The sequence below is a fragment of the Arthrobacter crystallopoietes BAB-32 genome, from assembly GCF_000328305.2.
Taxonomy (GTDB): domain Bacteria; phylum Actinomycetota; class Actinomycetes; order Actinomycetales; family Micrococcaceae; genus Crystallibacter; species Crystallibacter crystallopoietes_A.
This window is the reverse complement of record NZ_ANPE02000273.1, coordinates 1-13,537: the sequence shown is the minus strand read 5'-3', so window position 1 is coordinate 13,537 and position 13,537 is coordinate 1. Positions and strand designations below refer to the sequence as shown.

11 protein-coding genes are annotated in these 13,537 nt (G+C 69.4%); 3 read left to right on the top strand and 8 right to left on the bottom strand.

Translation table 11 applies throughout. The features are described 5' to 3' along the window. The coding region (locus D477_RS19550) for a PhoH family protein (RefSeq protein ID WP_005274279.1) at positions 1 to 260 on the top strand (260 nt) is incomplete at its 5' end. 259 nt (positions 261 to 519) lie between these two features. On the opposite strand, the gene D477_RS19545 is transcribed toward D477_RS19550, so the two are convergent. The 4 genes from D477_RS19545 to D477_RS19530 form a co-directional block, all read right to left on the bottom strand. Next, positions 520 to 1,941: a sensor histidine kinase gene (locus D477_RS19545; protein ID WP_005274276.1), complete on the bottom strand. Its 1,422-nt coding sequence runs from the start codon at positions 1,939 to 1,941 to the stop codon at positions 520 to 522. Next, a complete protein-coding gene (locus D477_RS22420) occupies positions 1,934 to 2,599 on the bottom strand; it encodes a response regulator (RefSeq protein ID WP_005274273.1) in 666 nt (221 codons plus the stop codon). The genes D477_RS19545 and D477_RS22420 overlap by 8 nt, the downstream gene beginning before the upstream one ends. Before the next feature lie 181 nt (positions 2,600 to 2,780). After that, positions 2,781 to 3,740, bottom strand: coding sequence for an AfsR/SARP family transcriptional regulator (locus D477_RS19535; RefSeq protein WP_005274270.1), 960 nt, complete (start codon positions 3,738 to 3,740; stop codon positions 2,781 to 2,783). 372 nt (positions 3,741 to 4,112) lie between these two features. Continuing rightward, positions 4,113 to 5,048 carry a hypothetical protein gene (locus tag D477_RS19530; RefSeq protein WP_005274268.1) on the bottom strand — a complete coding sequence of 312 codons (936 nt, stop codon included), beginning with the start codon at positions 5,046 to 5,048 and terminating at the stop codon, positions 4,113 to 4,115. A 59-nt stretch (positions 5,049 to 5,107) separates the two neighbouring features. On the opposite strand from D477_RS19530, the gene D477_RS19525 reads away from it, so the two are divergent. Further along, positions 5,108 to 5,620, top strand: coding sequence for a prepilin peptidase (locus D477_RS19525; RefSeq protein ID WP_005274265.1), 513 nt, complete (start codon positions 5,108 to 5,110; stop codon positions 5,618 to 5,620). A gap of 27 nt (positions 5,621 to 5,647) precedes the next feature. Beyond that, the gene (locus tag D477_RS19520; RefSeq protein ID WP_005274261.1) at positions 5,648 to 6,118 is read left to right on the top strand and encodes an NUDIX hydrolase; all 471 of its coding nucleotides are present in this window, start codon (positions 5,648 to 5,650) and stop codon (positions 6,116 to 6,118) included. A 597-nt stretch (positions 6,119 to 6,715) separates the two neighbouring features. Here the strand turns inward: D477_RS19520 and D477_RS19510 are convergent. The 4 genes from D477_RS19510 to D477_RS19495 form a co-directional block, all read right to left on the bottom strand. Beyond that, complete coding sequence (locus D477_RS19510) at positions 6,716 to 8,383, bottom strand: dynamin family protein (protein WP_005274252.1); 1,668 nt, start codon at positions 8,381 to 8,383, stop codon at positions 6,716 to 6,718. Next, positions 8,380 to 10,209 carry a dynamin family protein gene (locus D477_RS19505; RefSeq protein ID WP_005274249.1) on the bottom strand — a complete coding sequence of 610 codons (1,830 nt, stop codon included), beginning with the start codon at positions 10,207 to 10,209 and terminating at the stop codon, positions 8,380 to 8,382. The genes D477_RS19510 and D477_RS19505 overlap by 4 nt, the downstream gene beginning before the upstream one ends. 107 nt (positions 10,210 to 10,316) lie before the next feature. Beyond that, positions 10,317 to 11,588 carry an IniB N-terminal domain-containing protein gene (locus tag D477_RS19500; protein ID WP_005274246.1) on the bottom strand — a complete coding sequence of 424 codons (1,272 nt, stop codon included), beginning with the start codon at positions 11,586 to 11,588 and terminating at the stop codon, positions 10,317 to 10,319. A gap of 173 nt (positions 11,589 to 11,761) precedes the next feature. Further along, positions 11,762 to 13,462, bottom strand: a complete 1,701-nt coding sequence (locus D477_RS19495) for a LuxR C-terminal-related transcriptional regulator (protein ID WP_005274243.1) — start codon at positions 13,460 to 13,462, stop codon at positions 11,762 to 11,764. Positions 13,463 to 13,537 lie beyond the last annotated feature (75 nt).

Here is a 13,537-nt window from a genome sequence, read left to right as displayed (position 1 = left end):
TGATCGTGGACGAGGCGCAGTCGCTGGAGAAGAACGTGCTGCTGACCGTCATGAGCCGCATCGGGCAGAACTCGAAGATCGTGCTGACCCACGATGTTGCCCAGCGGGACAACCTCCGGGTGGGCCGGCATGACGGGATCGCCGCCGTCGTCGAAACGCTCAAGGGCCACCCGCTGTTCGGACACATCACGCTCACCCGCTCCGAACGCTCGCCGATCGCCGCGCTGGTGACCGAGCTGCTGGAGGGGGCGGAGCTTTAGCCCTCTGCCTCCAGCCCGAGGAAGCGGGCTGCCTCCGGGTGGCCCGCGACCTCGAGCGTCCACTCCGGCCGCCGGTAGTTTTCGGGGACCAGCCGCATCCGCTGCATCTCGGTAGCTTGGCCGCGGCCACCATCGGCGGAATGTCATCGTCGGCCACCGGACGCAACTGGAGCCGGGGCGTGGTCAACGCCAGGCCCAGCAGCGGCCACAGCTCGGTCAGGCGCGTCATTCCAACGTTGTATCACGCGCCGACGCCTTATCACGCGGGAAGCTGGACCATGACCTCCGTGCCCTGGCCGGGAGCCGACCGCAGCGACAGCGTTCCACCCGCCGCCTGCACGGTGTCCTGCAGGATCTGCAGGCCGAAGTGGCCGGGACGCTCGGCGGCGTCGGGCGTGAACCCTTCGCCGTCGTCGTACACCGCAAGCTCAAGGCACCCCGCGGTACAGGTGAGAGAGACGCTGACCAGGCTCGCCTTGGCATGCTTGACCGCGTTGCTGACCGCCTCGCGCGCCGCGCGGTAGAGCAGCGCCGCCTGCTGCTCGTCCACGTCGGGCGCGCCGTGGATCCGCAGCGACCAGGCCATCTGGCGGGCCCGCACCGGGTCGCCCAGGCGCTCCAGCGCTCCGGCGAGGCCCAGAGCGGCCAGGTCCGGCGGATACAGCTCCGTGGTGATGCCGCGCAGGTTGCTGATGTTGTCCTGCACCAGCATCCGGGTGCGGCTGAGGAAGTCGTGCCCGGGCGGCCGGTCCTGCAGCTCGTACGACTCCAGCGAATAGGCCAGGCCGGAGAGGTCCTGGATCACCTCGTCGTGCAGGTCGCGGGCCAGGCGCTGGCGCTCGACGTCGGAGGCGTCGATGGCCTGCTGGAGCAGCGCGCGTTTGGTGGCGTTGTCGCGCTGGAACCGCTGGGCCATCCGCAGCGCCGGCACCAGCTGGATCAGCTGCAGCACCGCGAGGGCGCCGAGGATGGGCGGCAGCAGGCCGAGCATCATGCCGCGCTCGTCCGCCTCCACCTGGTCCGCGGTGTAGTAGACCTCGAAGATGATCGGCTCGCCCTCCGCGTCGTTCGTGCCGACGTACACCTCCACCAGCTTGCCCGCGTCGGCCTCCAGCTCGTTTTCGGAACCGCTTTGTTCCTCGAAATGCGCAAACCCCCGGCTGCCGGCAAGCAGCTCGCCGGCACCGGGCGGCAGGCCGAAGTTCTGCCCGATCAGCGAGTGCTGGTCGGAGTAGAGGATGGTCCCGTCCTGCGACCAGATCTTGATCCGCTCGATGTCGTTGCGGTCGAAGCGCGGCGCCAGCAGCCGGTCCATCCGGGCCACGTCGTCCGGATGGCGCTCCACCAGATGGTCGGTAACGAAGGGCCCGACGGCGAAGTCGGCCGTTCCCTGGGTGCGCTGGATGGCATGGTCCAGCGCCTGGTCGCGCGCGATGGCACGGGCCCCGACAACAACCGGGACCACAATGATCAGCAGCGCGGCCAGCGTGCTGAGCACGAAGCGCCGCATGGCCCGGCGCAGCTCCGAACGGTCCGAGCCACCGGCGGCCGAATCAACGCGACGGATAAGGCCGCGGCGGTACAGGTCGCGCAGGCGCCGGGCAGCGTGTTCGGTCCTGCCGCCGGCAGGCCGCTCACGGTCGTCGCGGTGCCGGGGCGGCCGGATGTCGACGCTAGTCATGGTTGCTGGTGGCCAGCAGGCCCAGCCGGCCGGCCACGGCCACTGCCTCCAGCTGCGTGTGCGCATCCAGCTTGGCCAGGATCGACTTGACGTAGCCGCGGCAGGTGTTCTCCGTGATGCCCAGGTGCTTGGCATTGGCACGGACATCGTGCCCCTGCGCCATCAGCGTCAGCACCTGCCGCTCCCGCGTGGTCAACGCCGGCGCGTCCGGGGCTTCCGGTGCCTGCGGTTTGCCCACCAGCGCCAGCAGCGACGGATGGATCACCATTGATCCGCTGCGCGCATGCCGCAGGGTGTCGAGCAGGGTGGTCAGCGAGCCGTCCTTCGGCAGGAACCCGCAGATGCCCGATCCGGCCGCCTGCGCCAGGATGTCGGCGGCGGCGTTGCCGGTGAGCATGATGATCCTCGTCGCCGGCCGGTCCGCCAGGATCTCCCGCGCGGCATCCAGCCCGTTGCCGTCCGGCAGGTGGTAGTCCATCACCACCACATCGGGCTGTTTGGCCCGGCACAGCTCGATGCCCTCCCTGACACCACTGGCCGTGCCTGCGTTTTCCAGGTCCTCCTGCCGGTCCAACGCGTCCGACAGCAGTTCCGCAAATGTTGTGTGGTCGTCAACAACCACTACGCGCGATGTGGACCGCGCACTTTCATCGGTCATAGCAAGTCCCCAACCCAAGCCCCCCGACACGGTCATAATGCAGTATGCGTCATGGGCGCTGCGATGTACATAGCGCGGTTGGCCGGCAGCGCCGCCACGGGCGTCGGTGACGCAATGTGACGGCGTTGCCGGACAAGTTGTCCACAGTCCAAGTACGACGGCGCCGGCGAGCCTATTGTGCTTAAGCGGTCGCCAGTGCCCGGTTCAGGAAGGTGCTGATGACCCTGCCGGCGCGTTCATGTCCTGCACCCGCAGGGAAGCTGCGGGACTTGGACGGCGCAGCCGCCCGTGCGGCCTGCTGCAGCGGCTGGCTGCGCATCCGGTCGTTCAGGTACAGCAGGGCCTCGAGCACCTCGGACAGCTCGCCGTCCGAGGCCGCGGTGGCCTGCAGCAGCCGGGCATGCGCGGCCCGCAGGCCCGGTCCCGGGGTGCAGCCCAGGTCGCGGTCCAGCAGCCGGCGGCACTTGTCGTAGGCCTGCAGCCCTTCGGAGTAGCGGCCGGCGGCCTCGTAGCCGCTGACCAAGGCGGACCAGGCACGCTCGTTCAGCGGCTCCGCAGCCACGGCCTGCTGGCTCCAGTGCACGGCCTTGTCCGCCTGGCCGATGGCGCCGGCGGCCTCGGCCGCCATGACCTGGGCCGCCGTCATGTTGGCAGCGTGCGCTTCGCGTGCTTCTTCGGCCCACTCCGGTGCCAGCTCGTCGCTGAGCAGCGGACCGGCGGCCAGGTTCAGCGCCTCGACCAGCAGCGGATAAGCCTCGGCCGGAGCGCTGTGCTCGGCCTGGAGCATCAGCGCGTCGAACCGGACGAGGTCCAGCTCGACGAGCGACTGCTCCAGCAGGTAGCCGCCGTTGGCGGTGCGCAGCGGCCCGGTCTTCGCGCAGCCGGGCTGCAGATTGCGCCGCAGCACGCTGACGTAGCTTTCCAAGGTCGCCAGTGCTTCACCCGGCGGCCGGCCGCCCCAGAGAAGCTCGATGAGCCGGTCCTTTGAAACCGGCGTGCCCAGGTTCAGCAGCAGGATCTCGAGGATCTGCCTGGGCTTCGGACCCCCCAGCGAAGCCGCATTCAAAACGGTTTCGCCCCGGCGGACCTGCAGGTTGCCAATGATACTGACGGAAATGGGCATGGCATGCCCGGCTGACATTTGCTCCACGACGTCCCCCTCGTAGTAAGCACCCCCAACGAATGCTGGTTCCATCCTCAGGTCTGGTGATACGAGTAACAACCCCCAATTTGTTGTTTCCCGACCCCCAATGTTGGGGGTGGTGCAGATCACACTCCGGTGGCGCGGAGCCAAGGGTTTTCCCAATAGCCGTAGACGAAAGTGTTCCCACCTGCAGGAAGCCTGCCGGGCAGGACGGATGCCCGCCAGGAAAGGGCAGGTGCGGCGTCAAATGGCGCCTTTGGTGAAAGACCCCGGGCCCCGGCATCGCCCCCAAAACAGCCGGGGCCCGGGCTTTGCCAGCGGCGGGGTTGAATGCTTTCGAGGCCGCCGGGACCAGGACCGCCGGAAGGCTCAGGGCATCCGCGGCTGCAGCGGCCACGGAATGTGGGCCCGCACATCGGTGAGGTTCATGCTGACCTCGAGGAACAGGTCATCAAGCATGTATTCGTCGACGCCGAGGATGCGGAGGTCGTGGCCGGAGCCTGCAACCGGGCCCTCCAAGGCACGGCTGTAGACGCACACAGCGGTCTCCCAGTCGACCCGCACCAAAGTCCTGCCGGAGACCAGGAGGGGATGGCCGGCGTCGTACGCGCGATAGCCCTGGTTCGGGGCGAGGACGGCCTGCAGCGCACGGCGCCCCTCGTGCTGCGTCTCCTCGAAGGCCAGCAGCTCCGCCACGTTGGCATAGGGCGTCTCGAAGGAGACCGGGGCGGGGCTGGCCAGCTCCACCGGGTCCAGCATCGCGGACCAGCGGCCGTTGCCGAAGACCGGCTCCCCGTAGGCAGCCTCCGGACGGCGGCGGACGAGCCCGTCGGCGTTGTAGACCGGGTTCACCAGCTGCGGCGGCAGCAGCCAGGAGCGGCGGGTGGCGCTGACGTAGAAGTCGTCCTTGGAATCGTTGATGTTGGTGGTGTTGTAGAGCAGCAGGCCGTCCAGGTTCTCGACCCGCAGGGCGTTGGGCCGGCGGGTCCAGGCGCGCAAACCCGGCGGGGAGGCCGGGGCTTCCGGTGTGGAGGCGGCTGCTTCCGGCATGGAGGCGGCGGCTTCCGGCACGGACTCGGCAGTTTCCGGAGGGGAGGCCGGGGCTTTTAGGGCAGGCGCGGCCCCTTCAGCTGCGGCCTCCCGGAGGGGTTCCAGGGCGCGGTATTCGAAGCGCAGGGTCTGCCAGCGCCAGGGCGAGGAGCGGCACAGGCAGCGGAAGCGTTCGGCGTCCGCGGTACTGACCGTCGGTGACATGCCGGCCGTGCCGGCGGCAACGGCGGCTTCTGGATCCTCCCGGCTGGGCATATCCACAGTCTAGGTGGTGGCACTGCGAAGCGGGGCGGCCGGTGAAGTACGTTGGGACCATGGTCCTGGAACTGGCGCGGCTGTGGCCGGCACATCCGCTTGCGTTCTGGGCGCTGCTGGCAGCCATGGCCTACCTGCTGGTGGTCGGGGCGCGGCTGAGCTGGATCGACCTGCACACGCACCGGCTGCCGAACCGGATTGTCTTTCCGGCCTACGCGGTGGCCGGAGTGCTGCTGGGCACTGCGGCGCTGGCGGCGGGCGAGCCGGCCAGGCTGTTGGGGCTGGCGGCCGGCGGGGCGGTGCTGTGGGTGTTCTACTTCGCCGTGCGCTTCGTCTACCCGGCCGGCATGGGTTTTGGGGACGTGAAGCTGGCCGGCGTGCTGGGGCTGTACCTGGGCTATGTGGGCTGGGCTCTGCTGCTGTGGGCGACGTTCGCGGCGTTCCTGCTCGGCGGGCTGTACGGGGTGCTGCTGATGCTGCTGCGGCGTGCCAGCTTGAAGACGGCGATTCCGTTCGGGCCGTTCATGATTGCCGGTACCGTGCTGGTGCTTGCGATGCCGGCCGCCGGCTGAGCCGCCGGGGGACAGTAGGCTGGAGGAATGCCCACCCCTGACTTCATTCTTGAGCTGCGCAAGAAGATCGGCCACGACCTGCTCTGGCTGCCCGGCGCCACCGCGGTGGTGCTCGACGGGCAGGACCGGGTGCTGCTCGGCCGCCGGGCGGACAACGGGATCTGGACGCTGATTACCGGCATCCTGGAGCCGGGCGAGCAGCCGGCCGAGGCCGTGGTCCGCGAGATCTTCGAAGAAACCGCGGTGGTGGCCGAGGTGGAGCACCTGGCGGAGGTTTATGCGGGCGGCCCGATGGAGTTCGTCAACGGGGACCAGGCACAGTTCCTGACCTTGAATTTCCGCTGCCGCTACGTCTCCGGGGAGGCGAGAGTGAACGACGACGAGTCCTCCGAGGTGGGCTGGTTCCCGCTCGACGGCCTGCCGGAGCTGCCGCCCTACCACCGGGACCGGTTGCAGGCGGCGCTGCGGGCGACAGGCGTGCCGGAGTTCGTCCGGTAGCAGGACGGCCCGTGCCGGCCGGCCCTTGCCTCGCGCTGCCGGCCGGCCCTTACCTCGCGCTGCCGGCCTGGCCCTTGCCCTGCGCCGCTCGGCGGGGCTACATTACGAGGCATGTCTGAAGGACAGGAACTGGGGGATTCCGCTTCACGGCGGTTGGGGGAACAGCAGGCGCCCGAGCGCACGATGCCGCGGCGGCCGCAGATGTCGGACCTGACGCCGGCGCCGGTGCATGCCCGGATCCCGCCGCCCGGGACAGTCAAGGCGGCGCGGGGCGCGTGGCTGCTGAGCTTCCTGGCCGGCGCACTGCTGGCCGCGATCGTCTACTTCGCGCGGGACGACGAGCTGGAGCGGCTGCGCGGGCTCGTGAACGAACTTGAGCCTGGCCGGGACGCGGAGACCCTGCACGTGGTCGCGTCCGTGGCGCTCTGGGGAAGCCTGGCCGCCATCGGGCTCGTGGTGCTCGTAGAGATGGTGCTGCTGGGCGCGATGATGCGCCGGCGCAGCGGAGCCCGGTGGGTGCAGCTGATGGTGCTGCTGCTGCACGGCGGAGCGACGATCCTGGCCGATGCGGTGCTGGTGGAGGTGGCTGAGCAGGGACTAACCCTGCGCGTGCTGCTCCTGGCGCAGCTGGGTCTCGCCGCCGTCGGGCTGCTGGTCAGCCTGCTGCCCGGCGCCGAGCGTTGGTTCCGGGCCCGGCACGAAGCGTCCAGCCGCCGGCCGCTCTGAGCTGCGGTTCGGCTGCGCCCGGCTGTCCGGTTCCTGCGGCAGTTCGGCGAGGACGGCTTCGCAGCTGCGCTGGACCACTTGGCAGCTGCCCGCGGCGGCGCGGCCGGTCAGCGGGTTGGCGGCCACCCTCCGCCAACGCTGCAAGGCGGCCAGTGCGGCATCGCGCAGCTGTCCGGAACTCGCCGCGCGGTCCAGGCCCAGCCGCTCCGCTGCGCCTACCCCGCGGCCGCCGACCAGCCGCTCGGCTTCCTGCGCCAGCTCCGGAGTGAGGCCGAGGCCGGCGGTGCGGGACTCGGCCAACAGGCGCAGTTCCCGGAACCCGTGGGCGTTGGCCTGGATTCTCTCCAGCGCGGCCTCCAGCTGCCCGGTTCCCGGACGCGGGTGTTCGCGCAGCAGCGTCTCCACGCCGATCAGCGCCGTGCGGGCCTTCAGATGCTCGGCGCGGGCCTTGAACTGCCCGGCGAGCAGCTGAAGCAGCTCGTCCAGTCCGCTGCGCCGCGCCAGCTCGTGGGCCAGCGCGGTGGGGTCCGTGATGCCGCCGCGGATCAGCACGGCCGCCAGCCGGATGCCGAAGAGGCCGAAGCGCTCCAGCAGCGCGGCGCGTTCCCCGCCAGTGCTGCCGGTGCCGCCGCCGTCGCACACAAAGCGGTCCGCGGAGAGCAGCAGGCGCTCGCGGTTGCTGCGGTCCAGCCGGGCGATGTCCCGCAGCGCGGCGAACTCCCGCTGCCGCAGCGTGCGCGCGCTTTGGGCGAGCAGCCCGGCGATGGGCACCACGCCCAGCGCGAGCGAGCGCAGCGCGGGATCCTGCCGGTAACGCTCGGCGATGTTCGCCGCAGAGAGCAGCGAATCGATCCGTCCTGCGCCGATTTCGTCCGCGCGGGACAGGACGGCGAGCGCATTCACCGTGCCGGAGCGGCCGGCAGCAGTGTCGCGGAAGGCCTCCAGGAAACCCAGGTCCGAGGCGTGCAGGTGGCGCATCAGGTACACCGCCGCGTCCGCCTCCGAGGGGAGGTCCTCCGGCAGCAGGAAGCTCCTGGCGCGGGCCGAGACATCGGTGGAGAGCGAGGCGATGCCGGGCGTGTCGATCAGCGTGAGCCCCCGCAGGCCCGCGGCCGGCCAGTCCACGACCAGCCGCTCGACGTCTTCGGCGTGGAAGCCGCCCAGCTCGAACTCCAGCCGGCCGTCCTTCCGCCGCACCGGCAGCGCGCGCGGCCCGCCGGCGGCCGGATCGGCGGGATGCAGCGTGATCCGCGGGGTATCCCGGTGGCGGTACCAGGTGACGATGCGGGTGCATTCACCGGTGTCCGTGGGCGCGATTTCCTCGCCGATGATGGCGTTCAGCAGCGTGGATTTGCCGGCCTTCACCATGCCCGCAATGGCCACCCGGAGCGGTTCCTGCAGCCGCTGCGCATACCCGGTGAGCAGACGCGTAGCGGAGGTGTCGCCGTCGTAAATAACGACGGCGTCCCGCACCAGGGCGGCAACGTCCGCACTGATGGGGGCCGGGTGGGGCTGGCCGGTGCCAGCCGGAGCGCTCATCGTTGTCCTGCCAGTGCCGCTTCCGGGACCAAGGCCTGGGCCTGCTGGCGCAGGGCTTCGACGCGCTTGAGTTCGGCCTGGATCTGCTTGATGCGCTGCGCACTTTCCTGCGTGAGGCTGGCCGCCGCCTTCTGCGCCGCGGTGACCGAATCGCCGAGCGAACGGTGGTGCTCGTCGGCGATCTCGGTGAAATGGTCGCGGGTCGCCCGCTGGATCAGCCGCAGCCGGTCCTTCAGCTGCTTGCCGACCTGGAAGATGACGTCGTCGACGTAGCGGCGGACCAGGTTCTTGGCCTCGGCCTGGCGCTTCTTCAGCCGGTTCTCCTTGTCCTCCTTGTATGCCTTGCCGCCGAGCAGCAGCCCGGCGCCGACCGAGAGCGGGTTGATCAGCGCCATGCCCATCACGCCGGTCAGCAGGCCGAACATCAGCACCCCGCCGTAGGAACCGCGCATGCCGATCAGCACCTTTTCGACCGGCCCGAGCTTGCCCGGATCCAGTCCCGGCACCTGCTCCACCGGGTCGAGCACGTCCTCGGTGTCGTCAACCTGCAGCGTCGGCAGCGGGAGCTCGTCCTGCGCGAAATGCCCGGCGACTTCGGCCGCCAGCCACTGGCCGCGCTCGCTGGTCCAGACGAAGGTATCGGAGACGGCGGCGGCGCTGCGCTGTTCCAGCCAGTCGACGAACTGCGGCCACATCTTGCCGGGATCCGAGACGTCGATGGCTTCCTCGGCCTCGCGCTGGATCCGGCGCAGGCGGTCGCGCAGGTCGTGTTCCATGTCGGAAATGAGGTCGCTGATGCCGTCATTGAGCGTGACCTGCCAGCGGGCCGACCGGCGGCGCAGCTCATCGGCGCGCTCCTTGGCTGCCTCCAGCCCGGCGATCATCGCCGGTGTCTTCGCCGGGTCCTGCAGCGCGGTCAGCTCGGACTGCAGCGAGAGCCGCAGGTGCTCGGTGGCCGAGAGCAGGTCCTGGGCCACCGAGCGGCGCTGCAGCTGCTCGGCCCGCCCGAGCACGTCCTGGCGCAGGTAGGAGACCAGGGCCGGGAAACCGGATTCGGTGTTGAGCTCGTTGTCCTTCAGCCGGGCGGCATGCAGGCGCAGTTCCGCGGAGACCGGGAAAAGTCCGACGCCGGGAGCGGCCTTCTCCAGGTGCGCCCGGTCGAGTTCGGCCACCTGCCGCCATTGCGGGTAGAGGTCGGTCTTGGTCAGCACGCACGCCACGTTGGGGCAGATCCGCATGGCCTGCCGCAGGAAGCGGATCTCCGGCTCGGTGTATTCCTGCGAGGCGTCGGAGACCAGAAGCATGGCATCCGCGGTCGGCAGGGCTGTCAATGTGGTGAACGAGTGCGCCGAATTGAGGCCGCCGACGCCGGGGGAGTCCACCAGGGACAGCCCTCCGGACAGCAGCTTGCGCGGCAGGAAGACTTCCGCGGCGGCGAGCTTGTGGCGGTTGCCGGGGTTGCCGTGCTCGGAGACGTAGCCGGCCAGGTCCTCGATCGGGACCTGGCGGCGCTCGAGCTCGGGCTCCCCGTCGTCGTTATTGCTGCCTTGGCGCGGGACCATGATCGTGGCGGAGGCCCGGTCGCCGTGCCGGACCACGGTGGGCACCGAGGTGGCGATATCGTCGTCGACAGGGCAGACCGGGGCGTTGACGAGCGCGTTGACCAGTTTGCTCTTGCCCTGCTTGAACTCGCCCACGATGATCACCCGGACGTTCGGGTCCAGCAGCCGCCGGCGGGTTTGCTCCAGCCGCTTGCGCAGGTCCATCCGTTCGGCATCAGCTGCCAGGGCGATGCTCTGCTCCACGAGTTTGACCAGTCCGGCCATGCCTGCCTCCTAGTGCGTGTGTGGACGGCTAAAAGCACAGACCTGCCCGGCAGGAACTCCCTCCCTTCCTGCCGGGCCGGCTGTGCGCCGTTGTCTGTCCTGACGGATCAGTCTTCGACAACTACCGCGCTGTCATCCTCGACCTCGGTGTCCACCAAGACGAGGTTGTCTTCGAAGGTGGCCGACTCGTCGTTGAACGAATCGTTCGCCGAATTGTCGACCTCGAGGTCCGCGTTGAAGGAGTCGTTGATCGAGTTGTCGAACTCAAGCTCGGCGTTCTGGGAGTTGTCCTCGAACGAGTCGTTGATCAGCGTGGTCTCGGAGTTGTCCGTAATCTCGTCGTTGTCCTCGACCGAATGATCCGAGTTGTCGTTGAAGGACTCCTCGAACTCGGCATTGCCGCTGTCGACGATGTTGTTGTTGCCATCGACGCCGTCATTGTCCTCGTTGCCGACCTCATTGAAGTCGCCGTCGATGCCGTCGTTGTCTTCGCTGTTGTCCTCGTTTCCGACGATGTTGCCGTCGCCGTCGATGCCGTCGTTGTCCTGGAAGGAGTCCTCGACCTCGACGTTGGTTTCCTCGATGTCGACGTCGTTGTTGTCTCCGTCGATGCCGTCGTTGTCTTCGCTGTTGTCCTCGTTGAAGGACTCGTCGATGTCGACCTCGGTGTTGAAGGAGTCCTCGACCGTGGTGTCGTCGCTGCCGATTTCGATATCTGCGTTGTCGTCGGCCTCGATGTCGATGTTGGTGGAGTTGTCCTCGGAGTTGTCCTGGTCGACGTCTCCGCCGGCTGCGATGGAATCGTCGCCGTTGGCCACGTTGGCGTCGTCGCCGGCAGCGACCGAGTCGTCGCCGGAGGCGACCACGGCATCGTTGTCGAAGTACTGTTCGACGTCGCCGTCAGCCCAGATGTTCTGGTTCACCGACTGGTCAACGATGGTGTCGCGGTCGTCCACTTCGGACGTGTAGGAGTACTCGTTCAGGATGTGGGTCAGCTGCTGGACCGCGTGCCCGTGGTCGTCGTTATCGTCGCGGCCCCGGCCCCCGCCGTTGTCATCGTCGTCATTGTCGCGGCCCCGGCCCCCGCCGTTGTCGTCGTCGTTGTTGTTGCCGCCGGAGACAGGATTGAACGGGTTGTTGTCGCTGTTGGACGCCTCATTGCGGCCGGTGTTGTACTCCCGGTCGAACGAGGAGTCGACGGAGACCGGGGCGAAGTCCAGGATGACGGGCCGGACGGCGTCCACATCGCGGCCGCAGACATCCCCCAGTCCTGCAGCCTGGAGCACACGCTCGGGATCGTCGCGGAAGGCGTCGGCCTTGTCAGGATCGCGGAACAGATCCATCAGGAAATCAACCAGCATGGTCGTGATCGAAGGCATGGGATGCTCCTCATCGATTGTGCTTGTGAAGTTCGTTGCCAAGCCCTTTGCCTGGCTGTTTCCAACGTAGGACCGGGGGTAGGGCGCCGGCATCGGGGACGGTGCCCCTGGTGCTTCCCCACTGGATAGGGGATGGGGGACCCAGCCGGTTAGGGAGGGAGGGGCCCTCGGGATTAGGGAGGGCCGGTGTGCCCGTCGCCGAGTGCGAGGCGCAGCTGATCCAGCAGCTCGGATCTGCTGGCGGCACCCAGCCGGCGGCGGATCCTGGCGATGTGGTGCTCTGCCGTCCGCGGGGAGATGAACATGGCGGCGCCGATCTCGCGGTAGGTCCTGCCGGCGAGCACATGGCGGGCGACTTCGCGCTCGCGGTCACTGAGCAGACTGACCGTGCGATCTCCGGGCTGCGGCAGGGCGCCGGCTCCGTGGGCGCGCGCCGGTTGGCCCGGGGAATGCGGCTGGATTAGCAGGCTGCCTTTGTGGCCGGGGGCCGGCGGACCGGAGGAACCGGGATGCAGGTCCCGGGCGCAGGCGAGCAGCCGGGCGGTATCGCGGCGCTCTTCGGCCCGTCCGGCGGCATGGCCGGCAAGGCGGGAGCCATCCCACGTCAGTCCGACGCCGGCCAGTCCGCGGGCCGCCGTTTCCACCGCAGGCACCTCGACGTGCCCGGCCAGCACCTGGATCCAGGTCCGTCCGGCCGCCGCGAGCACAGCTGCGAGATGGTGCTTCTCCGAGGCACGGACCAGGGCGGCGGCATGCGGGGCCAGGTCGGCGGGACGTTCAGCGAGGATGGCGGCCTGCACCGCTTGCCAGTGCAGGGGTACGGCCCACAGCGGCGGGTCGCCTAGCCGCTCCAAGAGGGACCAGGCCTCCGCGAGGTGCGGCTCGAGCCGGGCGGATTCGCGAAGCCGGGCGGCGGCGACCATCAGCTCTCCCAGCGGCAGCAGGCTGAACAGGTCGATGGCGACATGCAGCAGGCCGGTGCGGGCGCGCTGCCACGCCCGGACCAGCGCGGGGATGTCATCCGTCCGCCGTGCCAGTCCGACATCAAGGGCCAGCAGCAGCATTTCGTCGCGAGGCAGGACCGGATGGTCGATGGCGGCAGCCTCCGCCAGCGCACTGTGGGCCGCCTCCGGGTGGTCCTGCAGCATACGGGTCCAGGCCTGCAGCAGCAGCAGGTGCCGCCGTCCGGCCGGTCCGCCCTGGCCTCCTGCGAGTGCAGCCGCAAGGACGGACCCGGCGACCTCCGGTTCGCCGTTGTGCAGGGCGGCCAGCGCCGCGAGGGCACCCGGCAGTTCCGGCAGCGGGGCCGCGGTGCCCGATGCGGTCATCATGTCCGAGGCACGGATCAGTGCCGGCAGGGCCAGGACGGGGGTGGTGCCGATGGAGTCCAGGACGCCCTGGCCCATGAGGCGGACCGCTACCGCCAGCTGGGTGGGCGAACCACCACAACCCTCGGCGGCCGCCATGGTTTCCGCGCCCTGGCGGTCACCGGTACCGACCATGGCCACCACAGCCAGCGGGGCCGATGCCTTGGCCCGCTCGGGCCCAAGCCACCGATAGACCTCGGCGCCGCGTGCCAGCATGCCGCGTTGGGACCATACCGCTGCCGCGATGTCGGCGCCGCGGAGAACGTCCGGAGCGTCATCGCAGGCCAGCAGATCGTCCAGGATACGGCCGGCGCCGTCGAGGTCTCCAGCCGTGAACGCGGTCTCGGCACGGCTGGCCGCGGAAGCCAAGCCGTCCTCGCCGCTCGGCGGTGCATCCATAGGCAGCACCAACGGAGCCACAGGAGCGGTGTCGGCCTGCGGCAGCAGGTGAGTCCAGGACGTAACGGGAAGCAGGCACGGCGGCGTACCGTTGGAAGCCGGATTCATCACATCCCCTTACGGTGCCGGCGGAGCTGGTTCGGAGGGAGCGGGCTCCGGAGCGGGAGCGGGTTCGGGGGCCGG

Coding starts and splice junctions, on each gene's coding strand:
- D477_RS19495 (WP_005274243.1), bottom strand. CDS start 13,462: ATGAATCCGGCTTCCAACGGTACGCCGCCGTGCCTGCTTCCCGTTACG.
- D477_RS19500 (WP_005274246.1), bottom strand. CDS start 11,588: ATGCCTTCGATCACGACCATGCTGGTTGATTTCCTGATGGATCTGTTC.
- D477_RS19505 (WP_005274249.1), bottom strand. CDS start 10,209: ATGGCCGGACTGGTCAAACTCGTGGAGCAGAGCATCGCCCTGGCAGCT.
- D477_RS19535 (WP_005274270.1), bottom strand. CDS start 3,740: ATGTCAGCCGGGCATGCCATGCCCATTTCCGTCAGTATCATTGGCAAC.
- D477_RS19520 (WP_005274261.1), top strand. CDS start 5,648: ATGCCCACCCCTGACTTCATTCTTGAGCTGCGCAAGAAGATCGGCCAC.
- D477_RS19525 (WP_005274265.1), top strand. CDS start 5,108: ATGGTCCTGGAACTGGCGCGGCTGTGGCCGGCACATCCGCTTGCGTTC.
- D477_RS22420 (WP_005274273.1), bottom strand. CDS start 2,599: ATGACCGATGAAAGTGCGCGGTCCACATCGCGCGTAGTGGTTGTTGAC.
- D477_RS19530 (WP_005274268.1), bottom strand. CDS start 5,048: ATGCCCAGCCGGGAGGATCCAGAAGCCGCCGTTGCCGCCGGCACGGCC.
- D477_RS19545 (WP_005274276.1), bottom strand. CDS start 1,941: ATGACTAGCGTCGACATCCGGCCGCCCCGGCACCGCGACGACCGTGAG.
- D477_RS19510 (WP_005274252.1), bottom strand. CDS start 8,383: ATGAGCGCTCCGGCTGGCACCGGCCAGCCCCACCCGGCCCCCATCAGT.